The sequence below is a fragment of the Leifsonia sp. McL0618 genome (genome assembly GCF_049994905.1).
GTDB lineage: Bacteria > Actinomycetota > Actinomycetes > Actinomycetales > Microbacteriaceae > Diaminobutyricibacter.
Genome location: NZ_CP188258.1, coordinates 2791720 through 2814450, shown reverse-complemented (window position 1 = coordinate 2814450; position 22731 = coordinate 2791720). Strand labels below are relative to the sequence as shown.

Annotated in this window: 30 protein-coding genes; 20 read left to right on the top strand and 10 right to left on the bottom strand. The window is 64.4% G+C overall.

Features of this window, described 5'->3' with window-relative positions:
• Positions 1-47: 47 nt before the first annotated feature.
• Positions 48-503, bottom strand: coding sequence for a hypothetical protein (locus ACPPVQ_RS13570; RefSeq protein ID WP_426515632.1), 456 nt, complete (start codon positions 501-503; stop codon positions 48-50).
• Positions 504-805: 302 nt separating this feature from the next.
• Here ACPPVQ_RS13570 and ACPPVQ_RS13565 point away from each other — a divergent pair, with 302 nt between their 5' ends.
• Positions 806-1096 (top strand): hypothetical protein, encoded by a 291-nt coding sequence (locus ACPPVQ_RS13565; protein WP_426515631.1) that lies wholly within the window; start codon positions 806-808, stop codon positions 1094-1096.
• Between the two features lie 33 nt (positions 1097-1129).
• Here ACPPVQ_RS13565 and ACPPVQ_RS13560 read toward each other — a convergent pair whose 3' ends face one another.
• Positions 1130-2107, bottom strand: a complete 978-nt coding sequence (locus ACPPVQ_RS13560) for a LacI family DNA-binding transcriptional regulator (RefSeq protein WP_426515630.1) — start codon at positions 2105-2107, stop codon at positions 1130-1132.
• A gap of 123 nt (positions 2108-2230) precedes the next feature.
• On the opposite strand from ACPPVQ_RS13560, the gene ACPPVQ_RS13555 reads away from it, so the two are divergent.
• From ACPPVQ_RS13555 to ACPPVQ_RS13525, 7 genes are all read left to right on the top strand, one after another.
• The gene (locus tag ACPPVQ_RS13555) at positions 2231-3526 is read left to right on the top strand and encodes an ABC transporter substrate-binding protein (RefSeq protein WP_426515629.1); all 1296 of its coding nucleotides are present in this window, start codon (positions 2231-2233) and stop codon (positions 3524-3526) included.
• 89 nt (positions 3527-3615) lie between these two features.
• On the top strand, positions 3616-4461 hold the full coding sequence (locus ACPPVQ_RS13550) for a carbohydrate ABC transporter permease (protein ID WP_426515628.1): 846 nt from the start codon (positions 3616-3618) through the stop codon (positions 4459-4461).
• The gene (locus ACPPVQ_RS13545) at positions 4458-5327 is read left to right on the top strand and encodes a carbohydrate ABC transporter permease (protein ID WP_426515627.1); all 870 of its coding nucleotides are present in this window, start codon (positions 4458-4460) and stop codon (positions 5325-5327) included. The genes ACPPVQ_RS13550 and ACPPVQ_RS13545 overlap by 4 nt, the downstream gene beginning before the upstream one ends.
• A gap of 34 nt (positions 5328-5361) precedes the next feature.
• Positions 5362-6270 carry a nucleoside hydrolase gene (locus ACPPVQ_RS13540; RefSeq protein ID WP_426515626.1) on the top strand — a complete coding sequence of 303 codons (909 nt, stop codon included), beginning with the start codon at positions 5362-5364 and terminating at the stop codon, positions 6268-6270.
• Positions 6267-7091, top strand: a complete 825-nt coding sequence (locus ACPPVQ_RS13535) for a PfkB family carbohydrate kinase (protein WP_426515625.1) — start codon at positions 6267-6269, stop codon at positions 7089-7091. The genes ACPPVQ_RS13540 and ACPPVQ_RS13535 overlap by 4 nt, the downstream gene beginning before the upstream one ends.
• A gap of 146 nt (positions 7092-7237) precedes the next feature.
• Complete coding sequence (locus tag ACPPVQ_RS13530) at positions 7238-7540, top strand: hypothetical protein (RefSeq protein WP_426515624.1); 303 nt, start codon at positions 7238-7240, stop codon at positions 7538-7540.
• 75 nt (positions 7541-7615) lie between these two features.
• Positions 7616-8419, top strand: a complete 804-nt coding sequence (locus ACPPVQ_RS13525; protein WP_426515623.1) for a class I SAM-dependent methyltransferase — start codon at positions 7616-7618, stop codon at positions 8417-8419.
• Between the two features lie 32 nt (positions 8420-8451).
• On the opposite strand, the gene ACPPVQ_RS13520 is transcribed toward ACPPVQ_RS13525, so the two are convergent.
• Positions 8452-9012 (bottom strand): dihydrofolate reductase family protein, encoded by a 561-nt coding sequence (locus ACPPVQ_RS13520; protein ID WP_426515622.1) that lies wholly within the window; start codon positions 9010-9012, stop codon positions 8452-8454.
• A 112-nt stretch (positions 9013-9124) separates the two neighbouring features.
• Between ACPPVQ_RS13520 and ACPPVQ_RS13515 the strand changes: the two genes are divergently transcribed.
• The 4 genes from ACPPVQ_RS13515 (at position 9125) to ACPPVQ_RS13500 (ending at position 10501) form a co-directional block, all read left to right on the top strand.
• Complete coding sequence (locus ACPPVQ_RS13515) at positions 9125-9352, top strand: RNA-binding S4 domain-containing protein (RefSeq protein WP_426515621.1); 228 nt, start codon at positions 9125-9127, stop codon at positions 9350-9352.
• A gap of 95 nt (positions 9353-9447) precedes the next feature.
• A complete protein-coding gene (locus ACPPVQ_RS13510) occupies positions 9448-9729 on the top strand; it encodes an ArsR/SmtB family transcription factor (protein WP_426515620.1) in 282 nt (93 codons plus the stop codon).
• On the top strand, positions 9726-10118 hold the full coding sequence (locus ACPPVQ_RS13505; RefSeq protein WP_426515619.1) for a VOC family protein: 393 nt from the start codon (positions 9726-9728) through the stop codon (positions 10116-10118). The genes ACPPVQ_RS13510 and ACPPVQ_RS13505 overlap by 4 nt, the downstream gene beginning before the upstream one ends.
• Positions 10115-10501, top strand: coding sequence for a toxin-antitoxin system YwqK family antitoxin (locus ACPPVQ_RS13500; protein WP_426515618.1), 387 nt, complete (start codon positions 10115-10117; stop codon positions 10499-10501). The genes ACPPVQ_RS13505 and ACPPVQ_RS13500 overlap by 4 nt, the downstream gene beginning before the upstream one ends.
• Positions 10502-10565: 64 nt before the next feature.
• Here the strand turns inward: ACPPVQ_RS13500 and ACPPVQ_RS13495 are convergent, their stop codons facing one another.
• On the bottom strand, positions 10566-11306 hold the full coding sequence (locus ACPPVQ_RS13495; protein ID WP_426515617.1) for a GAP family protein: 741 nt from the start codon (positions 11304-11306) through the stop codon (positions 10566-10568).
• A gap of 209 nt (positions 11307-11515) precedes the next feature.
• Here ACPPVQ_RS13495 and ACPPVQ_RS13490 point away from each other — a divergent pair, with 209 nt between their 5' ends.
• On the top strand, positions 11516-11932 hold the full coding sequence (locus ACPPVQ_RS13490) for a PRC-barrel domain-containing protein (RefSeq protein ID WP_426515616.1): 417 nt from the start codon (positions 11516-11518) through the stop codon (positions 11930-11932).
• A gap of 52 nt (positions 11933-11984) precedes the next feature.
• On the opposite strand, the gene ACPPVQ_RS13485 is transcribed toward ACPPVQ_RS13490, so the two are convergent.
• From ACPPVQ_RS13485 to ACPPVQ_RS13475, 3 genes are all read right to left on the bottom strand, one after another.
• Positions 11985-12485 carry a SixA phosphatase family protein gene (locus ACPPVQ_RS13485; RefSeq protein ID WP_426515615.1) on the bottom strand — a complete coding sequence of 167 codons (501 nt, stop codon included), beginning with the start codon at positions 12483-12485 and terminating at the stop codon, positions 11985-11987.
• Positions 12486-12553: 68 nt separating this feature from the next.
• Positions 12554-14098 carry an alpha/beta hydrolase gene (locus tag ACPPVQ_RS13480; RefSeq protein WP_426515614.1) on the bottom strand — a complete coding sequence of 515 codons (1545 nt, stop codon included), beginning with the start codon at positions 14096-14098 and terminating at the stop codon, positions 12554-12556.
• 26 nt (positions 14099-14124) lie between these two features.
• Positions 14125-14532 carry a MarR family winged helix-turn-helix transcriptional regulator gene (locus ACPPVQ_RS13475; protein ID WP_426515613.1) on the bottom strand — a complete coding sequence of 136 codons (408 nt, stop codon included), beginning with the start codon at positions 14530-14532 and terminating at the stop codon, positions 14125-14127.
• Between the two features lie 51 nt (positions 14533-14583).
• On the opposite strand from ACPPVQ_RS13475, the gene ACPPVQ_RS13470 reads away from it, so the two are divergent.
• Positions 14584-15360: an alpha/beta fold hydrolase gene (locus ACPPVQ_RS13470; RefSeq protein ID WP_426515612.1), complete on the top strand. Its 777-nt coding sequence runs from the start codon at positions 14584-14586 to the stop codon at positions 15358-15360.
• A gap of 23 nt (positions 15361-15383) precedes the next feature.
• Here the strand turns inward: ACPPVQ_RS13470 and ACPPVQ_RS13465 are convergent, their stop codons facing one another.
• Positions 15384-15986, bottom strand: a complete 603-nt coding sequence (locus ACPPVQ_RS13465; RefSeq protein ID WP_426515611.1) for a TetR family transcriptional regulator — start codon at positions 15984-15986, stop codon at positions 15384-15386.
• Positions 15987-16069: 83 nt separating this feature from the next.
• Here ACPPVQ_RS13465 and ACPPVQ_RS13460 point away from each other — a divergent pair, with 83 nt between their 5' ends.
• From ACPPVQ_RS13460 to ACPPVQ_RS13450, 3 genes are read left to right on the top strand one after another with little or no spacing between them, the layout of a single operon-like run.
• A complete protein-coding gene (locus ACPPVQ_RS13460; protein ID WP_426515610.1) occupies positions 16070-16828 on the top strand; it encodes an SDR family NAD(P)-dependent oxidoreductase in 759 nt (252 codons plus the stop codon).
• Positions 16829-16881: 53 nt separating this feature from the next.
• The gene (locus ACPPVQ_RS13455) at positions 16882-17787 is read left to right on the top strand and encodes an arylamine N-acetyltransferase family protein (RefSeq protein WP_426515609.1); all 906 of its coding nucleotides are present in this window, start codon (positions 16882-16884) and stop codon (positions 17785-17787) included.
• Positions 17784-18128, top strand: coding sequence for a LysR family transcriptional regulator (locus ACPPVQ_RS13450; RefSeq protein WP_426515608.1), 345 nt, complete (start codon positions 17784-17786; stop codon positions 18126-18128). The genes ACPPVQ_RS13455 and ACPPVQ_RS13450 overlap by 4 nt, the downstream gene beginning before the upstream one ends.
• Positions 18129-18168: 40 nt before the next feature.
• Here the strand turns inward: ACPPVQ_RS13450 and ACPPVQ_RS13445 are convergent, their stop codons facing one another.
• The gene (locus tag ACPPVQ_RS13445; RefSeq protein ID WP_426515607.1) at positions 18169-18747 is read right to left on the bottom strand and encodes a VanZ family protein; all 579 of its coding nucleotides are present in this window, start codon (positions 18745-18747) and stop codon (positions 18169-18171) included.
• A 126-nt stretch (positions 18748-18873) separates the two neighbouring features.
• On the opposite strand from ACPPVQ_RS13445, the gene ACPPVQ_RS13440 reads away from it, so the two are divergent.
• From ACPPVQ_RS13440 to ACPPVQ_RS13430, 3 genes are read left to right on the top strand one after another with little or no spacing between them, the layout of a single operon-like run.
• Entirely contained in the window at positions 18874-19860 is a 987-nt protein-coding gene (locus tag ACPPVQ_RS13440) for an aldo/keto reductase (RefSeq protein ID WP_426515606.1), read from the top strand.
• A gap of 45 nt (positions 19861-19905) precedes the next feature.
• A complete protein-coding gene (locus tag ACPPVQ_RS13435; protein WP_426515605.1) occupies positions 19906-21423 on the top strand; it encodes a hypothetical protein in 1518 nt (505 codons plus the stop codon).
• A gap of 10 nt (positions 21424-21433) precedes the next feature.
• Positions 21434-22039 (top strand): dihydrofolate reductase family protein, encoded by a 606-nt coding sequence (locus ACPPVQ_RS13430; RefSeq protein WP_426515604.1) that lies wholly within the window; start codon positions 21434-21436, stop codon positions 22037-22039.
• A 61-nt stretch (positions 22040-22100) separates the two neighbouring features.
• On the opposite strand, the gene ACPPVQ_RS13425 is transcribed toward ACPPVQ_RS13430, so the two are convergent.
• Complete coding sequence (locus ACPPVQ_RS13425) at positions 22101-22712, bottom strand: TetR/AcrR family transcriptional regulator (RefSeq protein WP_426515603.1); 612 nt, start codon at positions 22710-22712, stop codon at positions 22101-22103.
• Between the last annotated feature and the right edge of the window lie 19 nt (positions 22713-22731).

Below are 22731 nucleotides of genomic sequence, written 5' to 3'. Positions count from 1 at the left end.
CAATCGCGAACCCCAGTCGCGCGGCCTCGTCAAGCACAGAAACGTGGCTACTGACGCCGAGACAGCAGCAACGAGACGGCAGCCGCCGTGCCCATTCCATACACGAGGTGCGCGACCAGATCCTTTCCAAGCGTCTTCGCGTCGTACTCAGTGATGCGTTTGTACAGGTGCATCGGCGTCAGGATGGCGTAGCTGAGGCCCCACATGCCTGCGCCGAAGATCAGCCCGTAGCCGGTTCGAGGTCTCCGTAGCGAAGCGGCGATCATCGTGTAGCCCACAGCTGCCGAGACTGAATATCCCCAGTGCATGACGTTGTTGGTGAGCGCAGCGCGCGCGTCGGGGAGCTTGACTTCGAAGAGTCCTTCGACGATGCGTCGCCCGACCTGGGCCGGTGCGGGAGCTTTGTCCCAGTCGGTGACGTCGGCAGAGAACTCCCATTCACGGAACGGTTCGCTTCCGTGTTCCCGCCGGTATTGGCCATACAACCAGAGGTCCATGGCCATGGTGCCAACCAGACCTGCGGCAACGCCGCGAGCTACTGTTCCTACAGGGGTGACCCGTGGCCGATGGAAGGCATCGGTAGCTGTTGCACTCATGAGTTTTTCTCCTCACTGTGATGCGTGGGTTCGAGCATCCGCCTGGTTCAAGGCGCCTGCCAGGTTCTGGACGCACGATTTCATCCTCCCACCGACAGCATGATCTCGGTTGTCCGTCGGCGGCACTGTTGAGGCGGCTGGAGGCTGTGGGCCCCATACTCTTCCTCGCCCGATCCGCCTATCGTGGTCCTCCCAAGTAGTCTCGAAAGGTGCCATCGTTCCGTGTCATCGTGGCTGTCGGTCTTCTCCGACCGGGCATCCGCGCAGATGCTGTCCTGCCCGCCGTCGCCGACGCAGTGGCCGAGCGGACGGTCGTCGAGGCGTCCAGCGTTGACGTGGTGGCCCGTGAGGCCCGGGTGACCGTGCGTTTCACCGCGGACGGGGTCGACGACGCGATCCCGGTCGCGGAGCACGCGGTCGCGCGCCTCCGGGAGCTCGCACAGACGGGCCCATGGCGTCTGACCGAGCGTGTCGGCGGTCGCTGGTTCCGCCGAGTCTGAGGTTACTTCTTCAGCACCCGTGCGGAACGACTCCTAGCATCCGCAGGAGCGCCGGGGAATGAAGCGGTGAGCAAGGATCTCGTGGACGTGTGGGTGCTCTGGGTCGTTCAATAGGTGGATCGCACGCACCGCGAGTTCCGGAATCGGTTGGCGCACAGTCGATAGTGGCGGGATGGCGTAAAGCGAGTGCGCTGTGCCGTCGAAGCCGACGACGGCCACATCAGCAGGAACCTGCAGACCGAGCTCTGCTGCGGCGTAGAGGACACCGAATGCCTGTTCGTCCGTCGCGACATAGACCGCTCGAGGCCGGTCTGGTTCGGTGAGCCATTCCATTGCCACGCGCGCTGCGTCGGCGCGCGATGTATCGGAGCGGCGGTTGGATGCTGCAATTCCGGGGGAGCGGAGGATCGCGCGGGTGAAACCGGCGGCATGCTGGCGAGAGCCTGCCGAGTCGCTGGGGCCGTTGAGGATACCGATCGAGGTGTAGCCGTGCCCGATGAGGTGCCGTGTTGCTTCCTCGGCGGCATGGTCGTAGTCGATCGTGAGTGATGAGGCGGGCTGGTCGAGATCCAGCGGATGGAGGGCAACGATCGGGATGGCGGCTTCCGAAACAGTCCCGAGATGGGGATCGTCGGAGACGGACACGAGCACGATTCCGTCGACGCGCCGTTCGATGAAAGAGGTCAGGTGTTGGAGCTCCTGCTGCTCGCTCCCGGCGGAGTCGGCGATGATGAGCAGCTGTCCTCGTTCGGTGGCGGCGTCTTCGATGGCGCGTGCGAGTTCACCGAAGAAGGGGTTGGCGATGTCGGGGACGATGAGGCCGATGGAGAGGGTCTTTCCGGCGCTAAGTGCCCGGGCCAGAGCGTTCGGGCTGTAGTTGAGTTCGGCGGCCGCTTGAAGGACGCGCTCCCTCGTTGCAGGCGACACGTTCCTGGGTCCATTGTTGAACACATAGCTGACTACAGCGGTAGAAGTGCCCGCCCGTTCGGCCACGTCTCTTCCAGTTGCCACAGAGTCTCCTCTAATCGATTAGACAAATACTAGCGTTGATGTTGCGACGACGCGAGGGTCGCTGTATTGTGCATCTAACCGGTTAGCTCTATCCGCTTAGATGCACGAGAAATGGAAAACCCGATGAAGCGTTCAACCCTCGCTGCCGTCGCCGCAATCGCCGCGGTAGCGACCATGATGACGGGCTGCTCGGCAGCCACGCCATCTTCCTCGTCGACCTCGTCGACTTCGTCACCGGTTCAGCTGCTCGGCCCTGAAGATCCCAAGACCTTTGCTCCGGTCATCGCCGGCTTTGAGGCGGCGAATCCCGGGGCCACCGTGAAGTACACGCAGGTCCCGTTCGATCAGCTGAGCAGTACGCTGCAGCAGCGACTCGCGGCCAAGGACTCCACGATCGACGTTTACACGGTCGACCAGCCGAACATCCCACAGCTCGCCGCGCAGGGCTTCCTCGAAGACCTGACGAGTCTGGAGGGCAAGGCCAAAGCCGCCACCGCCGATACCCAGTACAAGATCAATCTGTACAAGGGCAAGATGTGGGCGCTGTCGGTCTGGAACTCGACGCAGCTGATGTTCTACAACAAGGACGCCCTCGCCAAGGCCGGCGTCGCGGCACCTTCGGCCGATCCGGCGGACCGCTGGACGTGGGAGCAGACCGAAGCCGCCGCACGCAAGGCGCAGGCTGCCGGCATCAAGAACGGTCTTCTGCTCGAACAGGTCGAGGCGTACTACCAGCTGCAGCCGCTGATGGAGTCGCTGGGTGGCGGTTCCGGCATCACTGGTAAGAAGATGCTGACCCCGGCTGTCGAAACCGCCGGATGGCAGAAGGCGATGCAGTGGTACTCCGACATGTTCTCGAGCCACCTTTCTCCGCGGGGAGTCGGCGGATTCCAGACCTCCCCGGTGTTCTCAAACGGCCAGGTCGCGTTCTTTGTCGGCGGACCGTGGGACGTCGGAGCGTTCAGCCAGAGCGCGAAGTTCAACTGGGGCGTGGCTCCCATGCCGTACTTCGCCGGCGGCCAGCAGGTCACCCCGACCGGATCCTGGTCGTGGGGCATCAACCCGGCATCGAAGAACAAAGATATGGCAAAGAAGTTCCTTGAGTACGCGGCTCTGAACACTGAGGGCAACCTGCTGACGACCAAGAACACGACGATCATTCCGTCGAACTCGGTCGCCGAGAAGCAGTATCTGCCGACGCTCGAGGCGCTCGGCGGCGCGCACAGCGCGGGCGTAGAAAAGCTGGTTTCTTATGAGGTCGAGCACACCGCCCTGGCGCGTCCGGTTTCGGTCGGCTACGTACAGTTCGAATCGGTGATGGACAAAGCGTTCGCGGACATCCGAAACGGTGCCGACGTGAAGGCGCGGCTCGCCCAGGCGACGCAGCAGCTGAATGACGCATGGAGCCAGTTGAAATGACAACAACAACCACTCGCCCCGGGACCCGCGCTGCGGGTTCCGGGGCGGTGAGCCCGAGGCGACGCCGGCCGCTGCGAGAGCGGCCAAGCATGGTCGCGCTGCTCTTCCTCTCGCCCGCTCTGCTGAGTCTGGCCGTCCTCCGCCTGATTCCAGCAGGCAGTGCGCTCTGGGAATCGTTCTTCCACAAGAGCCTTCTCGAAAGTTCGAGTGTGTTCGTCGGCCTGGGAAACTACATCGAACTCTTCACCAACCAGGGCTTCCTCGGTTCGCTCGGTGTGACATTGCTGTTCACCGTTCTGGTCAACCCGATCCAGGTGTTCGTCGCACTCCTGCTCGCAGTGCTCTTCACCAAGCGTTCGGCCGGCTCCCGTATCTGGCGGTCACTGGTGATCCTCCCCATCGCTGTGCCGCCGGCTGTGTCGGCCGTCATCTGGAGCGTCATCTACCGCCCGGACGGGCTCGCCAACTCATTCCTGTCGTTGGTGGGCATCCCGCCGCAGCCCTTCCTCACCTCCCCGCAACAGGCGCTCTGGTGCATTATCGTGCTGCTCTCCTGGGTCGGCGTCGGCTACTGGATGCTGTTCCTGATCGCAGGCATCAACGACATCCCTGACTCGTACTACGAGGCCGCCTCGCTCGACGGCGCTTCCAGCTGGCGGAAACTGTGGAGCATCACCATCCCCTTGCTTCGCCGGCCCCTGGCCTTCGTGCTCGTTGCAGACACCGTCTCCAACTTCCTGGTGTTCGCCCCGGTTCAGATCCTCACCAAAGGTGGACCGCAAGGAGCGACCAACCTCCTCATGTACGACATCTACAACCGCGCGTACACACTCGGCGACGTCAACAAGGCCCAGGCCGAGGTCATCATCCTGGTGCTCCTCACGGTGATCGTCGTCGCCCTCCAATTCCGACTCCTGAGGAGTGACGACTCGTGACCACGACCATTTCGTCACGGACCAGACGTCCCCGCGGCCGTCGCACGCTGGCCTACGTCGGCATGAGCGTTGTCGCCGCCGTTGTGGGCCTGGCCTTCCTGCTGCCGCTCTGGTGGACGTTCATCAACTCGTTGCGGCCGGGAGCGGACACCTTCCGCTACCTCAACCCCCTGCAGTGGCAGACCTTCTTCACAACCAGTCCGACGCTGAACAACTACATCACGCTGATCGACAGCGATCTCGGCCGCGCCATCGCGAACTCCTTGTTCGTGAGTATCAGCACGGTCGTCATCGGGCTGGTCATCTGCGCTATGGCGGCGTTCGCGCTCGCCGCGATCCCGTTCCGTGGCCGCGGCGTGCTCTTCTCCGTTGTGATCCTCAGCTTCCTCATTCCGTTCGATGCGATTGCGATCCCGCTGGCCAATCTGTTCCGGGACTGGAACCTGCAGAATACGTTCGCGGGCCTCATCCTGCCCGGTATCGGCCACGGAATGGCGATCTTCCTCCTCCGCACCTTCTTCCTGGCCATCCCGCAGGAACTGGTCGAGGCGGGACGCCTGGACGGGCTGGGCTGGTGGGGCATCTTCCGCCGGATCTACCTGCCGCTGTCACGCCCAGCCCTGATCGGTGCAGGGCTGATGCTCTTCCTCTTCCAGTGGCAGGCCTACGTATGGCCATTGCTGATGGGCACCGACAACACCCACATCCTGGGACCCGTCGCGCTCGCCAACCTGCAGGGCCAGTTCAACGTCGACTACGGCGTGATGTTCGCAGCATCCATCGTTCTGACCATCATCCCGCTGGCAATCATCGTCGCCTGCCAGCGCTATTTCATCCAATCCGTCAGCACCACCGGCATCAAATAGCCGCGACACCGCTATGACACTGCAAGGAACAGCCATGCCTCTTCACCACGTCATCCTCGACACGGACATCGGATCGGATGTCGACGATGCGCTGGCGCTCATCCAGATCCTCGGCACCCCATCGATCGCGCTCGCCGGCGTCACGACCGTCTATGGAGACGCCACCCTCCGGGCCCGTATCGCCCGCCGTTATGCAGCTCTCGCCGGAATCGATCTTCTCGCGCATCCCGGAATCGCGACGCCGCTGTCCGGACGCGAAGTCTGGTGGGCCGGCCACGAGGGTTCGCTTCACAGCGACCTCGATAGCGAGCCCGTCGCCGACAGCGCCGTCGACTATCTGGTGCGGACCGTTCTCGAGCAACCGGGCGCGATCGACATCGTCGCCATCGGGCCGCTCACGAACATCGCCGCCGCCATACAGGCGGACCCTCGATTCGCTCCGTCGGTTCGCGGTCTGTGGGTGATGGGAGGATCGTTCGCCGCCGAGGAACCAGAGCACAACTTCCGGTCGGACACCGCGGCGGCGCAGATCGTCTTCGACGCAGGGATACCCACTGTCGTCACCGGCCTGGAGGTGACGCGCCAGATCGAGATCCGTGAGGACAGCCTGGCGAAGATCGCGCAGTCGGGGCCGGCGGGTCGGGCGCTCCAGGCGGATATCGCGCAGTGGTGGGAGTACTGGGACACCCAATGGAACGTCCCTCACGACCCCGTCACTGTTCTCACGCTCACACGCCCCGACCTCTTCGCCTTCAGCGGCCCGGGACGCGTGCAGATCCGACCCGACGGCGAACAGGCCGGCCTCAGCGTCTTCCAGCCTGATCCGCGCGGGTGGGCGCGGATCGCTGAGAGCGCCGACGCGACCGCGGTCGGCGATGAGATCGTCCGCGCCATCGTCGCCGCAGGTGACAAAGCACCGATCCTGGGGCCGGTAACGGCATGAGGACGGCCGTTCTCGGGAGCATAAACATCGATCTCGTAGCCTCGGCCGGACGGCTTCCCACCCCTGGCGAGACGATCGGCGGTGGCGCATTCCGACGCGAACCGGGCGGCAAAGGAGCAAACCAGGCCCACGCAGCCGCGCAGCTCGGGGCGGACGTCACAATGTTCGGTGCTGTCGGTGCCGACGAAGACGGCGACTTCGCCCTCGCGAGGCTTCGAGTCGTCGGCGTCGACACAGGCTTCGTGCTACGCGTGAGCGCCCCGACCGGCGTCGCACTCATCGCGACTGATGCGGCCGGAGAGAACCAGATCGTGGTCTGCTCCGGTGCAAACCAGTTCGCGGTGCCGCCCCAGGACACGGAGTTCGATCTACTGATCGCGCAGCTGGAGACGCCGCTCGACGTTGTCGAAGCCGCGTTCGCAGCTACTAGCGCTTTCGCGGTTCTCAACGCCTCGCCGGCTCGGGACCTCCCGGCCGCTCTGATCGAACGCGCCGACCTGATCGTCGTCAACGAACATGAGCATCGGACGGTCGCGGGCTTGAACCGCGTCAAGCGCGTGGTCGTGACGTACGGAGGTGGCGGGTCGGAACTGTGGATGCGCGGCGAACGCGTCGTCGCGGTAGCGGCCGTGCCCGTCCAGCCAGTGAATTCAGTCGGTGCCGGCGACGCATACTGCGCGGCCGTCTCACTTGCGCTGGCCTCCGGGGTACCTCCGCGCCGTGCGCTGGCGACCGCCTCTGCGGTGGGCGCTGCCGCCGTGTCCGATGCGTCGTCGCAACCCACGCTGCTGTCGCTGAATGCCTACGAGCCGGCTCGATGAGCGTACCGATCTATCTCGATTGCGACACGGGCATTGATGACGCCCTGGCTCTGGCCTTGACCTCAACACAGTGTCGTACTCGAATCGACCTCTGCAGCGATCACAATCATGGGAACTCTGCTGCAAGACATACCGAGGGCTGAGGCATGATCTGGCTTCAGGCGCTCGGCTGGTTCGGATCCGCCCTCCTCGTCGTTTCGCTCCTCCAGGCCGGGATGCTTCGGTTGCGATGGCTCAATCTCACGGCATCCGTCATCCTGGTCGGCTACAACGCAGCCTTAGGCGTTTGGCCGATGGTCGTTATGAATGCGGCCGTATGCATCATCGATCTTGTTCACATTCGCGCACTCAGCAAACGCGAAGCCGGAGCGCGAGCCTTCCGGGCGCCCGGGGTGGCGGAATCGCCCACGGGTGAATATCTGGCGAAGCGAAATGCTCCTCGTTTGTGAAATAGCGACGTCTCTTCTTGCCCATCCCGACGGGTGTCGGTAAGAATGTTCGGAACTCGGGCAGGAGGTCAGGGCGTGGTTGAGCCAATCGATATCCCCGGAGCAATTGTCCCGATCCCTTCAACTATTACCGCCGACGCTTTCGACCAGGCACATACGGACGCGGCGTTCGGCACGATCATGGCGCGGATGGCCCGGGAGGCATACGGCGACGACTATCCCGAAGAAGTCGACCCGTACGGGATGTCGACGCTCTGGACCCTACGAGCTTTCGTTGATGAGCTGAAACTGGCGAAGGGCGAGACTCTCGTCGATATTGCGTGCGGACGCGCAGGCGTAAGCCTGTGGGTGGTCCGCGAGACGGGAGCCGACCTGGTCGGCGTCGATTGGTCTCCGGTGGGAGTCGCAGCAGCGGGGAAACGGGCATTCACGTGGGTTGGCGAGGGTCGCGCACGGTTCCAGGTCGGCGATCTCGTTGCCACTGGTCTGCCGGACGAGTGTGCGGACGCCGTGCTGTGCGCGGACGCCATCTTCTTCGCTTCCGATCGAATCGCCGCTGTGCGCGAGGCGGCACGGATCCTGCGCCCGGGCGGTCGTTACGCGTTCACAGCTGATGAAGCTAAGGACGGGCATCCCCGGTCGGTACCCGATTGGCACCCCATCATCGAGGCGGGCGGACTTGACGTTGTGTCCCGGATCGAAATACCCCAGTGGAGAGAACAACTCACCCGACTCTACGAAATCTGGCTCGAGAACATTGATGAGGTTCGGGAAACCCTGGGCGAAGATGCCGCGAACGAGCTGAGGGACGAAGCCGAATCAGTCGGCCCCACCCTCGTGAATCGCACGGGCGTTTTGTATGTCGCGCAGCGCGCGTAACCCTGGCACTCGAACTCTCATCACGTCGAGCCCTATTCGCTGGGCCGGTAGCGCAGCGCAGTCACGCCCGACCGGAACTCATGGCGATCCACGAGCTCGAGCTGGATGCGCTCGCGAAGGCCAGCGAGCAACGTCGGCCCACGTCCGGCGAGGACCGGTTGCACAACGAACACATATTCGTCGATCAGCCCCAGATCTGCCAACGCGAGTGGAAGAGTCACCCCACCCACGAACAGGCCGTTGCCTGGCTCTTGCTTGAGCCGCTCGACCGCGCGCCCCAGGTCGCCCTGCACCAGGTCGGCATTCCAGTCGACCCCGGTCAGGGTGCTCGACACGACGTGCTTCTTCGCCCCATCGATGGCCTCGGCGAACGGGATCTGCCACTCATCCATCCACTCGGGCCACGTTCCCGTGGACGGCCGCCGCCACGCCGACTCCATCATCTCGTAGGTCACACGGCCGAAGATCAGGGCATCGGCTCGCTCCATCTCGGCGGTCCAGTAACGCATCGACTCCTCGTCGGGAGGTAGCCCTGCCTCGTGATGACAGCAGCCGTCGAGCGTGACGTTGATGGAGTATCGAAGCGGTCTCATCTCGTTCCTTTCCTGAGCGTCGATGCTCCGTGGTCAGTGGGCATGGGTCCATCATCCTCTTGCGATCGAGGTCGTCGTCCGTGGTCGGCACAGGGTGGGCTAGCATTTCGGAATGACCAACCCCGCTCCGATCGAGGATGTCCCGATCGGCGGTGACACCATTCGCCTCGGGCAGTTCCTGAAGTTCGCTGGGCTCCTCGACTCCGGTGCAGCTGTGAAAGAGGCCATCGTCCACGGCGACGTTACCGTGAACGGCGAGGTTGATCGCCGCCGCGGACGGCAGCTGCAGTTCGGCGACATCGTCGCATTCGAGGGACACAGAGTCCGCGTCAGCCCGTGAGTGTGAGTCCTTTCGAAGCGAGGGTCGGGTGCCGCGGGACCTGTGTCGTCGCAGGATTCCTTGATTGGCAACCGAAAGGTTGCTAATCTGGCGCCGTGGATGCGGTCTTCCGAGCGTTGGGCGATCCGGTCCGTCTCGCTCTGGTCGATGAGCTGGCACGACGAAACGATCAGACTCTGTTCGAGTTGTGTGTGCGCCTGATCAATCGAGGCCACAGCCTGAGCCGACAAGCCGTGGCGAAACATGTTGCCGTGCTGCGGGATGCCGGGCTGGTGCAGCTGACCGCGAGCGGCCGCACCACCATCCATCACCTCGACCCGACTGTGCTTGTCGAGGCGCAGGCACAACTCGCTCACATCACTAAGGAGCTCTTATGAACATCAAGATCACGACGACGTCCGTTCTGGTCGACGATCAAGCCAAGGCCCTGGACTTCTACACGAACACGCTCGGTTTTGTGAAGAAGACCGATATGCCCGCCGGTGAATTCCGTTGGCTGACTGTCGTGGGCCCTGACGCCCAGGACGGCGTCGAGCTTCTACTGGAACCTGACGAGCATCCCGCGGCCAAGGTGTTCAAGGCTGCGCTCGTCGAGGACGGGATTCCGTTCACGAGCTTCGGCGTCGGGGATGCGGCGGCCGAGTACGACCGCCTGTCCGCATTGGGTGTGCGATTCACGCAGCCGCCGATGACCATGGGGCCCGTGACCACGGCGGTACTGGACGACACCTGCGGCAACCTGATCCAGATCGCGAGCAGGTCGTGAATGAACTCGACGCTGCAGGGTTGAAGACCGGTCCCTGGGAGGAACCCGACCCGCACGGTGGCGTAGTCGCCGGTGAGTACAGGGATGGTCAGCGCACCGGTCTGTGGCGCCACCTTTTTCGGGATGGCGGTGTCCGATCGGAATTCCACTACGTGGACGGGGAACTCGCGGGGGATTGCTCGTGGTTCCGACCGTCGGGTGAGCTTCGCCAGCAGGGCGGGTTCCTCGACGGTGAGAAGCATGGTCTCTGGAAGCGTTGGACGGACCGCGGAATCCTCATTGACGAAGGCGAGTTCGATCACGGCGCCAAGGCCGGGTCATGGACGTATTACGCACCTGACGGAAGCATCAAGAAGACCACGAACCATCGACCTGCTTCGTGACGAAAGAGCTGCAGGACTCCTGACCGTCGCCGCTCACTGCACGTCAAGGCTGTGATGGGGCCGGTCAGGGTGCGGTGATCCCTTTCACGATGAATACCACACCGACGACTGCCGCGACGGCGGCAACGGCTTGGATCTTGTGCGCACCCAGCCACTTCGCGAAGGCATCCACTCGTGCGGCCGTGCCTTCGGGTGAGATCAAGTAGCTCACCACCGGGATCTCCACCAGAATGTAGGTCACGAGGGCGAAGACCAGGATCATTGCCAGCTGCACCGGCAGCGTGTAGCCGCCGCGGACCATCAGCCCGACGGCGGCCAGTGAGAACGGTGAGGGTGCCCCCATGAGGACGCCCGCGACAATGGCGACCCAGACCGATCCTCGGTCTAACGCGTCGCTTGCCTTGGCTTTGACCGCCGCCACCTTCACCTGGGCGCGATCGCCTATCGAACTGTGGTGTTCGGGGGCGTTCCGTTTGGCCTCGGCGCGTCGGTCGATTTCGTGGCCGATAAGTTCCCGCCCGCGCTTGGTGGCTGCGAAAAGGGCAGCCGCCAAGGCGATAACGCCGACGATAATGTAGATGACCGGACTGACGGATGTCGATGTCGAGCCGAGAAAGGTGCCGTGGGCGCGGAAAAGCGCCAAGACGACGCTCGAGATGGCGCAGCTGACGAGCAGAGCGGTCAACCAGAACGCCCACAGCAGCGCTTTGGGTCGTGGGCGGGTCAGGATGACCAACACGATCGCCAGCAACTGAACGGCGAGCGTTCCAGCGTTCGCGAAGCCGAGCCCGATGATCTGGAGCATTTCTCTCCCATCAACACGCTGCCGAATTGCAGTCGCGCCGCGACCCCAGTCTTCACCCGGTGTGCAGGCCGCAACCCTGTGAATGTTTACAGATTCGCGCCTCGTCTTCAGCTTCGAGTTGCTCGAGGGCGCGACAACGGCTAGACAAGCTTTCTGCCGCGCACATCTTGTGCGGGCGACAAGCGCACGGCGGCGGAGTACGGTGATGCGTGAGCGACACCCGGCTGCGCAATAGTGCGTCGGGAGAGTCCTGGCGGGACGGGATCACAATGTTCGAGGCTGAGAATGTGCAGGATTGGGTTGGACTGAGCGTTGTTGATCCAGGCGAAAACAAGATCGGCACCCTCGAGACCATCTACTTCGATACCGCGAGCGATCTGCCCGTCTTCGGGACAGTCCGCGTCGGCATCCTGAGCGGGCAGAAACTGCTTTTCGTTCCCCTCACTGGAGCGCTCGTGTCGCCGAAGCACATCAAAGTCGCATATGAGAAGAAACAGGTCAGCAAGGCGCCATCCATCGCTGTCGATGGGGAGTTGGACGCAGCGAGCGAACCCGCGATATACGCACACTATGAACTTCCATACGAGACAGGTTCGGGTGGAGAACGGCGCCTCGGTCGACGGTAATATCTCCGGTCAGACCAGGAACCTAAAGCGTTGCGTTCACTCCGGGGCGCGATCAGCTCAGGACATGGCCGTCCGAGCGTCCGAAAGCGCGGAGCACTGCCGACGCGGCGTCGATTTCGGACCACGGGCCCTCGACGCCGAACTCGGCGATGCCGCAGGTGCGCATGGTCACATCCTCGCCGGCGAGTAGCGACGCAAACTGCTCCATGCCGGGATTGTGGCCGACCATGATCACAGTGTGCACATCGTCCGGCACGCCACGCACGACGTCGAGGAGCCGGTCCGCGGGTGCCGCATACACGCGGTCGTCGATGCGCGCTGGAGGCGCGGCCGCTACCTCAGCCGACACGAACTCCCAGGTCTCACGGGCGCGCTGCGCGGGCGACACGATGGCCAGGTCGATCCGGCCGGCATTGCTCGCGAGCCATCGCCCGGCGAGTGGGGCCTGCGCCCGACCGCGCTCGGCCAGCGGGCGGTCGATGTCCGCCTCGGACCCCGACCAGTCCGACTTGGCGTGCCGCAGCAGGATGAGAGTGCGCTCGATGTTCGTCACGCTGCCAGTGTGCCGCAGGATCCGACGGCTCGGTAGTTGTGCCCGTTGCCCGATTCCCGCGGCGCCGACTAGGTGCCCGAGCTAGGGCACATCGGGTCGGATGCAGGAACGGCCCCGGTGAGAAAGTACCGGTCGACGATGTCATCGATGCACGGGTAGCCCTGCTCGTACGAACCGTGGCCGTCGCCGACCCGTGTGACCAGGTGCCCGTTGGCGAGATGCGAGGCGACTTCCTGCGCCTGCGCATACGGAGTTGCGGGGTCGTTCGTCGCGTTGACCAGCAGGATCGGATCGCTGCCTGCAGCCGTGACCGGCGGGGGAGTCGCCGCCGGCGGGTACGGCCACACGCCGCATACGGCGTTCGAGTAGCCGAGATACCTGCCCAGCACGGGCGCGACTTTCGCGATGTCAGCAGCCTCGCTGCGCATCGCCGTCACGGTGTCCGGTGAGGCCCGGTCGAGGCATCCCACTGCGTAGTAGGCCTCGATGAGGTTCGGGTACTGGCCCGAATCGCTGCGCTCGAGATACTGGTCGGCGAGATCGAAGGCGGGGCCGGCCGAGCCGGTCTTGACCGCTTTCAGTGCGCTCGACAGGTCAGACCACAACTGCGGCGAGTACAGGGCAGAGGTGATGGCGATGGCCAGGTTGGCGCTGTTGAGGTATCGCCCGTCGGCGTCGGCGATCGGATGCGCGTTCAGGGTCGCGAACAGAGACGTCAGCTGGGCATCCGCGTCGGCGACGCTCCCGGAGAACGGGCAGGTCGACTGGTCGGGCACGCACGCCGCCAGGTACTGCTGCAGTTCGGTCTCGAAGCCCTTGGCCTGGCCGACGTCGAGCTGTTCGCCGCTCGCGTCGGGCGACTCGACGCTGTCCAGCAGAAAGCGACCGACCTTCTGCGGGAACAGCCGCGCATACTCGAGCCCGAGATCGGTGCCGTACGAGCCGCCGAAGTAGTCCAACTTCTTCTCGCCGAACACGGCACGGAGCGCATCCATGTCGCGTGCCGCACTGCTCGTGTCGACGTGCGCGAGCAGCGGGCCGGTGTTCTTCGCGCACGCCTTGGCGAGCGCATCCTGGGCCTTGAGGTCTGCCGCCAGCCACTGATCGCTGCCGATCCTGCCGGGGAGAACGTCGTAGTAGTAGTGCTCGAGTTTTGCGGAGCTGTAACAGCGAATCGGGGTGGAGTGGCCGATGCCGCGGGGGTCGAAGCCGACGACGTCGTAGGCGTCGCGGACGCTCGGGTCCATCATCTGACCCCCGTACGCTTCGACGAAGTCGACCCCGGACGCCCCCGGTCCACCCGGATCGAACAGGATGGTGCCTTGGGGCTTGCCGCTGATCGCGCGCTGCTTCGCCATGGCGATCGAGATGGTCGGCCCCGATGGGTGCGCCCAGTCGAGCGGCACGATCGCCGTGGCGCACTGCAGAACGGTGCTGCAGGTCTTCCAGTGCACGACCTGGTCATAGAAGCGGCTGGTACCGTTCGTCGTGTCGGGCTGCGGTGGGGCGGACGTACACCCGGCGAGAGCCAGCACGACCAGGGCCACGACCGCGATCGACCTCCGGCTGACGTCGGCGCGCCTGCGCGAGATCGGTGCGATCCGTGGTCCCACGGCGCAATTGTGGCACTGCGCTCTGGTCATCCGGTGAGAACGAGGAGTGCCTGGTGCAGCGCCGCGCGTTGATCCTCGTCGAGCGGCGCGAAAAGCTCGGGCAACACCCGGTGTGCCACCTCGTGGCCCTCCTCAAGAGCGGTGTGCCCCGATTCGGTCAGCCTGTACTCGAGCCGGCGTCCCCGTCCTGCTGATCGAGTGATCAGCCCACGATCGACGAGTCGGGTCGCGAGGGTGCCGAACGACTGGTCGCTCTGGAAGCTCGCTGTGGCGAGGTCATGCCCGGACGCTTCGGGCATTCGATCGATGGCACGCAATGCGTCCCATTGCACGAGGCTGATCCCGACGTCGCGCAGTGCAGCATCCATCGTGCGGTGGTTCCGGTACTGCGCACGTTTGATCGCCAGCCCGAGCCCTTCCAAATCCGTGGTCATGGTGCTAGTGTATCAACACTCGTATATAAACATGTTGAGTTAGGAGTCACCATGAGCAGTACCCTTCCCCAGGATCTCCCCATCCACGAAGCAGGGGACCCGGCGTCGCGAACGGTACTCGTGCTTCACGGCGGTGGCGGCCCGCAGACCGTTGCGCCTATCGTGGGACACCTTGCCGCGACCATGCACGTACTCGCACCGACCCATCCGGGCTGGGATGGGACGCCGCGTCCCGAAACGATCGCCTCGGTCGCAGATCTCGCTTCCGGCTACCTCAACCGCCTGCTCGACGATGGAGAACACGACGTCGTTCTGATCGGATCCTCGATCGGTGGATGGATCGCCCTCGAAATGGCGGTGCAGGCGGCTGCCGATGAGCGGTACGCCGGACTGATCGGCGCCGTCGTCGACATCGACGGCGTCGGGGTGGTCGTCGAGGGTGAGCCGATCGCGGACTTCTTCGCCCTCGACGCACGTGGTCTCGCCGAGGTCGCCTGGCACGACCCGGAGCGCGGCTACCTGGACCCTGAAAAGCTGACCGACGCGCAGCGCGCCAACCAGCAGGCGAACGGTCGCACAATGGCCGCAATCACTGGCACCGGCATGAACGACCCAGCCCTGCTCGGTCGGCTCGGCGCCGTGCAGGTCCCGGTCCTGATCGTGTGGGGTGAAAGCGACCGGATCGTCACCCCGGCCTACGGGCGGGCGGTCGCCCGCGCTGTTCCGGGTGCGCAGTTCGTCGAGATCCCCGAAGCCGGGCATCTGCCCCACCTCGAAGCCCCGGAAGGAACATGGGCTGCGATCGACCCGTTCCTGGCGCGAGACTGACGCGACGTGATCGCCCTCCTCGACTACTCTTCACTCGTCGATGGGGTCGCAAGTCGCCGCGCTGCTTCGACGACGAACGTGCGGCGGCGAGCGCGTTCCTGCAGGTCGTCGGGGCCGGCTCCGGTGATCATCTCTGCCAGCTGTGGCACGGTTTGCCACCATGCGGCCAGGGCGATGAGCGTGAACACGAGATGAGCAGGATTCAGACCCCGATCGAGCAACCCGTCGCGTTGGGCGGTGGCGAAACGTTCCACTTTGTCCCGGTAGTGCGCGGTGCGTCTGACGACATCCGCGGCCTGGTCGTCTTGCAGCCCCTCCCATTGCAGCAGGCGGGCAAGTTCGGGGTGTGCCGCGTGATAGTCGAAGGTTGCCCCGGCGAACTCGCCGATGTCATTCAGTCCGGTGCCGGAAAGTGTCACAGCTGAGGCAAGACGCTCGAGTTCAGTCGAAAGTACAAGCTCCCACAGGGCCTTCTTGTCGCCGTAATAGCTGTAGATCCGTTCTCTGTTCACGCCGGCACGGGCAGAAATCGAGCCGATGGTGGTGCCGTCGAACCCTCGAGCCGCAAACTCCACGAGCGCCGCATCGCGAAGGCGCCGACGCGTCTCCTCCGTATCCCAGGCCATGGGTCGAGAATACCAACAGTCGAGTTGGAGATGATGCGAAGGCGCGCTACAATTCCAACTACATCGTTGGAGTTGGAGTAATCATGACTCAACCAGACCGTCTTCCTTCTCAGATCCGGCCACCTGCATCCGGAGCTGTCGCGCTGGTCACTGGAGGCAACAGCGGAATCGGGTTCGAGATTGCGCGGCAGTTGGCCGATCAGGGTGTCACGGTGTGGCTCGGCGCGCGCGACTTCGCCACAGGACAGCGGGCCGCCGAGGAACTGGGGTCTGCGGTGCGCCCTGTACAGCTGGACGTCACCGATCCCTCATCCGTTGCAGCAGCGGCGGAACGGATAGGTGAGCTGGGAATCCTGGTCAATAACGCTGGGGTGAACCCCGGTGGCGAAGACATCACCGGCACACAGCTCGGGCAACTCCGAACTGCCTATGAGACCAATGTCTTCGGTCTCATCGCCGTCACACAAGGCTTCCTTCCAGCATTGAGCCGGTCGGCGCACCCTCGCATCGTGAATGTGTCCAGCGGTACGGGATCGCTGACCTGGGCCAGCGGACCTAACCCACAGTTCGATTGGGAACGGGTTCACGGTGGCGGTCTTGCCTACCGAAGCTCCAAGACGGCGGCCAATGCTGTCACCCTGTTCACCGCTCAAGCCCTCGGCGAGCACTTCAAGGTCAATGCGCTTGCGCCAGGCCTGCGCCGCACGAATCTGGTCCCCGGGATGTCCGCCGGCGGAGACCCGGCCGAGGCCGCCACAGGCGCGGTCCGCCTTGCGCTCCTTCCCGACGACGGCCCAACAGGCGCGCTCTGGTCCTGGGATGGCACACGGGTCCCCTGGTAGCCGTCGGGAGGGCGCTTGGCGTGGGCCCTCGGAGGCGCTAGTCTTCGGGGGCCATGATCCCCGAGAAGTCCAGCCACCCCGAGTGGGTCGCGCCGTATCTGACCAGACTCGGAGTCGACACCTCAGAGTCCCTCGGAGCTCCGACGCTCGACACTCTGCGCGGGCTGCACCGCGCGCACGTCGAGCGGATCGCCTTCGAGAACATCGACATCCAGCTCGGACGTCCTCAGGGCATCAGCCCGGAGGAATCCATCGACCGCATCCTCGCGGGCCGGGGCGGCTACTGCTTCAACCTGAACAATGCCTTCGCCACGCTTCTGACCGCCCTTGGATATGACGTCACGCTGCATCGTGGGCAGATCAATGGCAGCGTCGAGCGTGCGAAGACGACACCCGACGAGTACGGCACACACCTGGCCCTCACTGTCGTGATCGATGGCGAACGGTGGTCGATCGACGTGGGCCTGGCGAACTCGCACCACGAGCCGATCCCGTTGCGGGAGGGCGTCCACGTCCAGGGCCCTTTCAGCTTCCGGTTGCAGGCGCTGCCGGACATCGCACCGGATGCTTGGCGGTTCTTCACCGATCCGGTTCAGACGACCTTCCACAGCATGGACTTCACGCTTGCGCCGGCCGTGTGGGAGGACTTCAGCGGGTATCACGCTGAACTCTCGACGTCGCCGCAGTCCCCGTTCGTCCAGACCTGCGAGCTCTTCCGCCGCGACGCACTCGGGACCGACTTCATCCTCAACGACGAGTTGAGCAGGGACGATGCCAGCGGACGTTCGACCCGCATCCTGACATCCGCCGAGGAGTGGTTTGAGGTCGCGGACGATGTGTTCCAACTCGACCTGTCGGCCATCGGCGACGACGACCGTGTGGCGCTGTTCGATCGCATGCAGCGCGCGGAGGAGGCGTGGCGGGCGCGACAGGCGGCGATCCACGAGGGGCCCCTGTGAACATCACCCTGCTCGTCCGGTTTGTCGCCGTGGCTGAGGAACTGCATTTTCCGCGTGCGGCACAGGCACTCAACATCCCGCTCGCTTCCCTCTACTCGTCGATTTCGAAGCTTGAAAAGGAAGTGGGAACTCCGCTCTTTGTCCGCGACGGCGCGAGAACCCAGCTGACGGAAGCCGGAGTCCTCTTTCTTGCCACAGCGCGGGACGAGATCGCCGCGGCACCTGCCCAGGTGAAGCCTGTCGTTCCGGCCGGCGGCAAAGCCAAAGCCTCGAAGGGCAAGGGTCGCGCCCCGGCCGTGAAGGGGCAGCCGAAGCCGTTCAAGAAGCGCCAGGGCCGCTAGGTCGCTTTGACCAGGCCGGTCGAGTCGGCGTTCACCCGGATTACATGCGCAATCTGATCGCGAACAGCAGATAAGAGAGGATCGGCACCGCCAGGAGCGACAGCACGGCCATCACAATGATCAGCCGACTCCAACGGCGCAGGAGCACCCGCAGGAGGGTGAAGAACAGGATGCCGACGAGCCCGCCGAGTGTGTTCAGGATGACATCGTCGATGTCCGAGGCGCCGACTCCGAAGATGCCTTGGACGAGCTCCACCGACACGCTCGCGCAGACGACGATAAGAAGGTTCGACCACATCCCGATTCGGCGCCGCAACAAGGGCAGGAACGCGCCGAGCGGGACGAACGCTACGACGTTGCCGAGGATGTTGCCGATCGCGACCCTTTTCACCCCTGCCGAGTCACTGAACAGGTAGTTCGAGATGGTCGCGAATGGGATCAGGTTGAGCGAGCGTTCCGAGCCGAGCGCGCGCGAGAACAGCAGCAGCTTCAGGAGGAAGACGAGATAGAGGACGAACGCCACCCAGATGACGACCGTCCCGATCTTCACGAGCAGGGTCATCGTGCGCCACGTGAGCGGCTCATCGCGGACAGTGTCGGGCTTTGACTGAAGTTCCACTCGGGAACTCTACCGAGCGGAGCTATGCGCTCCTCCACGCCAAACAGGGACTCCCATGTGCGCGAGAGTTGGCGTTCACTGGATGGCATGACTGATGACATGACCGGCTGGACTCAGGAGTAACACATGCACGCACGCACACTCGGGCAAGGCCTGCAGGTTTCTGCGATCGGGCTGGGCTGCATGGGCATGTCCCAGAGCTACGGTCCGAACCCCGGAAGCCGCGAGGACATGATCGCTGTACTCCGCTCAGCAGTCGATCTGGGCGTGACGTTCTTCGACACGGCAGAGGTGTACGGACCGTACGTCAACGAAGAGCTCGTGGGCGAAGCCCTGGAGCCGTTGCGCGACCAGGTCGTGATCGCTACAAAGTTCGGCTGGAACATCCAGGACGGAGCCAGCGTCGGGCTCGACAGTCGGCCCGAGCAGATCCGGCGAGTCGCCGACGCATCGCTGAAGCGGTTGCGAAGCGATGTGATCGACCTCTTCTACCAGCACCGGGTGGACCCCGGGGTGCCGATCGAGGATGTCGCCGGCACGGTGGGCGAGCTGGTCGCGGAGGGGAAGGTGCGCCACTTCGGCCTCTCCGAAGCATCAGCATCCACGATCCGCACAGCGCACGCTGTCTACCCGGTCACCGCGGTGCAGAGCGAGTACTCGCTGTGGACCCGCGACCCGGAAACCGACGTGCTGCCGACTCTGGCAGAACTGGGGATCGGGTTCGTGCCGTTCAGCCCACTCGGCAAGGGATTCCTCACCGGAACAGTCGACACCTCCACCGCATTCGCGGACGACGACATCCGGCGCCGGGTGCCCCGCTTCGAAGAGCAGAACCTCGCCGCGAACCAGGCGTTGGTCGACCATGTGAAAGAGCTCGCCGCGACCAAAGATGTCACACCGGGGCAGGTCGCCCTGGCCTGGCTGCTGGCGCAGCAGCCGTGGATCGTCCCGATCCCGGGCACCCGCCGCACCCCGCGCATCCAGGAGAACGCGGACGCCACCACGGTGGCGCTCTCGGCGGACGAGCGCTCCGACCTCGACGGCCTCGCCCAACGCATCGGCGTCCAAGGGGAGCGCTACAACGCCCAGCACCTGGGCTACGTCGATAGGTGACGACTTGTTCCACGCTGACTCATCGGACGAACGGAGCAAACGACCATGACGAACACGCGGACGGCAATGGGACCACTCGTCGTCTCAGAGCGAAACCCGAGGTACTTCACGTCCGCTTCCGGCCCGACTGCCGGGCGTGCGGTCTACCTCACCGGATCCCACATCTGGAACAACCTGCACGACGGGATGGGCCCTGGACGAGAAGGACCGGACGAACCGGAGAGGTTCGACTACGACGCCTATCTGGAATTCCTGAGGGAGCGTGGCCACAACTTCATCAGGCTGTGGCGCTGGGAGCAGTTCCGGTCGCAGGCCGCCGGTGGAAACTATCACTTGAACATGAGCCCGCAGCCGTGGCTCCATACCGGTCCGGGCGTCGCGAAGGACGGCAAGCCTCGCTTCGACCTGTACCGGCTGGACGACACCTATTTCCAGCGGCTGCGCCAGCGTGTGGTCGCGGCGGGAGAAGCGGGCATCTATGTCGGGGTCATGCTGTTCGACGGCTGGGCCCTCCACCTCAGTCCTGCGCCGGACCACATCGAAGGACACCCGTTTCACGCGGACAACAACGTGAACGGTATCGACGCCGCATCGATCGACGACCTGCAGGTGCTGCCGCTCGACCCGAATGTGCAGTCGATTCAGGATGAGTACGTGCGGAGGGTCGTCGACACGCTCCATGACCTCCCCAATGTGCTGTGGGAGGTGGCCAACGAGTCCTCCGGCGGTGGAGCGGTCACCGACGAGTTCGCGGGGTTCCTCGGTCTGGACACGGCCCCGGAGTGGGGAGACACAACTGAATGGCAGTACCGGGTGATCGACATCGTCAAACACCACGAGCAGGCGCGCGGCTACGACGCCCATCCAATCGGGATGACGATGCAGTTTCCTGTCGCGGTGCAGACCGCAGTCAATGACCCGCTTCTCGCAAGTCGCGCCGAATGGATCTCGCCCGGCTACGACGATGAGATCTTCGCCGACGGCGGACACCCGATGGCGCCAGGATCTCCGCCGTCGCACTGGTACGTCAACCCTCCCGTCGCCGACGGAACGAAGGTCGTCATCAGCGACACCGACCACTACGCGCCAGGACAGGGCGACGCGCTCTGGGCTTGGAAGACGTTCCTTCGCGGCCACCACCCCATCCTGATGGACTACGGCCTCATCGCTGGACTCGAACCAACCGGAGCTGCACCGGCCGACACCGGCGTGCCCCCGTTCGAAGCGTACGAGCCCGCACGTTGGGCGATGGGGGACACCCGCCGGTTCGCTGAGCGCGTCGGACTGGTCGACATGGGGCCCCTGACGGATGTCGGTCCCGACGGCTTCGCCCTGGTGAACCCCGGCGTCGAGTACCTCGTCCTACAGGCGGACAGCGACCAGCGAGCGTTCACGATCGAGCTCCCCCCGGGCAGGTACGAGGCGGAGTGGTTCGGAATCGACCGTCGCGAGACCGTCCTCGCGGACAAGGTGACCGTGGATGGGCCGGCGAGCATGGTCGAGTTCACCTCACCGGTCGCACCCGGGCCCGCGGTGCTGTATCTGTCGCGCACGGAGAAGTAGGAGGACCATCATGAGCAGAGTGATCGCCGACATCTCCATGTCGATCGACGGCTACGTCACAGGTCCCGACGCGGGTCCGGCCCACGGACTGGGCATCGGGGGAGAGGGCATCCACGCCTGGGTGCTCGAACAGCCCCGATCGCCGATCGATGACGAGGTGCTCGCGCGCGCTTTCGAGAGCACCGGCGCGGTCGTCCTCGGCCGCCGCCTGTTCGACGTCGTTGACGGACCGGATGGCTGGAACGACGACATCGGCTACGGTTACGATCAAGACCAGTCGGTCGCACCTCCCTGTTTCGTCGTCACCCACGAACCGCCGGAAAAGGTGCGTCTGGCCTCGCGGTTCCGGTTCGTCCCCGGCGGCGTTTCCGAGGCCGTCCGGCTGGCCGGCGAGGCAGCCGGAGACAAGAATGTCGTCGTGATGGGCGGCGCGAACGTCGTCGATCAGTGTCTCGCGGCCGGGCTGGTCGACGAGCTCCACATCCATTTCTCACCGCTGCTGATGGGCGCCGGCACTCGGCTCTTCACACTCGCGGGGAAGATGGCGCTCGTGCAACGGGAGGTCATCCATTCTCCGCGGGCGACACACGTGACCTACGACGTGGTTGATCAGTAGGAGGAACCGTTGCCAGGCAGATCGAGCATCGAGCGGGTGATCGCGGCGAATCGTTACCTGGTCACTCTGAACCGTCTTGCAAGCCGGCGCAGAGAAGCTCGGCGAGTGAGGTGAGGTGTTCGAGCGGGTCGTCCATTTGCTCTCGCGACGTGCTCTCGATCGACTCGTCCTCGAGCGGGGGAGTCGTGACGATTGCGCCCCACGCGAGTGCAGCTGCGCGAAGTCGTTTGCTGCCGACCGGAATGTGGAGGCTGCCGGCCAGAACCTTTTCAATCGTCGCGTACAAAGCCCGCCGGTGCGCGGCGAGTTTGGCTTTGACCTCGGGGTGGGAATGCTGCTCGCGCCACACGATCACGCGGATCACATCGGAGTCCGCTTGCACCCGAAAGAGCTTCTGGCTCAGATTCAGCAGGGACCTGACGGGGTTGCCTGGTTCTATCAGTGGGTCCGGGTCGATCCTGCCCGGCCCGAGCCTTTCGCCGACCAAAGACGCGAGCATGTCCTTCTTGGACGGGAAGTAGTAGAACAAGAGGCCCTTGGGAACTGCGGCTGCCTCGGCGATGGCTGAGGTCGCCGTCGCGTCGAACCCGCGTTGGGCAAAGAGGCTTTCGGCGGCGTCGAGTATCCGTGTGCGCGCTTCTCCTACGTTTTCCACTGTCTGCTGCCGCTTCAATACTGTGCGAGGGGCCGGC

What these genes read in the sequence shown, in the direction of transcription:
- ACPPVQ_RS13570 (WP_426515632.1), bottom strand. Translation starts at nt 503, where the DNA reads ATGGCCATGGACCTCTGGTTGTATGGCCAATACCGGCGGGAACACGGA.
- ACPPVQ_RS13555 (WP_426515629.1), top strand. Translation starts at nt 2,231, where the DNA reads ATGAAGCGTTCAACCCTCGCTGCCGTCGCCGCAATCGCCGCGGTAGCG.
- ACPPVQ_RS13550 (WP_426515628.1), top strand. Translation starts at nt 3,616, where the DNA reads ATGGTCGCGCTGCTCTTCCTCTCGCCCGCTCTGCTGAGTCTGGCCGTC.
- ACPPVQ_RS13540 (WP_426515626.1), top strand. Translation starts at nt 5,362, where the DNA reads ATGCCTCTTCACCACGTCATCCTCGACACGGACATCGGATCGGATGTC.
- ACPPVQ_RS13535 (WP_426515625.1), top strand. Translation starts at nt 6,267, where the DNA reads ATGAGGACGGCCGTTCTCGGGAGCATAAACATCGATCTCGTAGCCTCG.
- ACPPVQ_RS13530 (WP_426515624.1), top strand. Translation starts at nt 7,238, where the DNA reads ATGATCTGGCTTCAGGCGCTCGGCTGGTTCGGATCCGCCCTCCTCGTC.
- ACPPVQ_RS13520 (WP_426515622.1), bottom strand. Translation starts at nt 9,012, where the DNA reads ATGAGACCGCTTCGATACTCCATCAACGTCACGCTCGACGGCTGCTGT.
- ACPPVQ_RS13515 (WP_426515621.1), top strand. Translation starts at nt 9,125, where the DNA reads ATGACCAACCCCGCTCCGATCGAGGATGTCCCGATCGGCGGTGACACC.
- ACPPVQ_RS13505 (WP_426515619.1), top strand. Translation starts at nt 9,726, where the DNA reads ATGAACATCAAGATCACGACGACGTCCGTTCTGGTCGACGATCAAGCC.
- ACPPVQ_RS13495 (WP_426515617.1), bottom strand. Translation starts at nt 11,306, where the DNA reads ATGCTCCAGATCATCGGGCTCGGCTTCGCGAACGCTGGAACGCTCGCC.
- ACPPVQ_RS13475 (WP_426515613.1), bottom strand. Translation starts at nt 14,532, where the DNA reads ATGACCACGGATTTGGAAGGGCTCGGGCTGGCGATCAAACGTGCGCAG.
- ACPPVQ_RS13470 (WP_426515612.1), top strand. Translation starts at nt 14,584, where the DNA reads ATGAGCAGTACCCTTCCCCAGGATCTCCCCATCCACGAAGCAGGGGAC.
- ACPPVQ_RS13465 (WP_426515611.1), bottom strand. Translation starts at nt 15,986, where the DNA reads ATGGCCTGGGATACGGAGGAGACGCGTCGGCGCCTTCGCGATGCGGCG.
- ACPPVQ_RS13460 (WP_426515610.1), top strand. Translation starts at nt 16,070, where the DNA reads ATGACTCAACCAGACCGTCTTCCTTCTCAGATCCGGCCACCTGCATCC.
- ACPPVQ_RS13455 (WP_426515609.1), top strand. Translation starts at nt 16,882, where the DNA reads ATGATCCCCGAGAAGTCCAGCCACCCCGAGTGGGTCGCGCCGTATCTG.
- ACPPVQ_RS13440 (WP_426515606.1), top strand. Translation starts at nt 18,874, where the DNA reads ATGCACGCACGCACACTCGGGCAAGGCCTGCAGGTTTCTGCGATCGGG.
- ACPPVQ_RS13435 (WP_426515605.1), top strand. Translation starts at nt 19,906, where the DNA reads ATGACGAACACGCGGACGGCAATGGGACCACTCGTCGTCTCAGAGCGA.
- ACPPVQ_RS13430 (WP_426515604.1), top strand. Translation starts at nt 21,434, where the DNA reads ATGAGCAGAGTGATCGCCGACATCTCCATGTCGATCGACGGCTACGTC.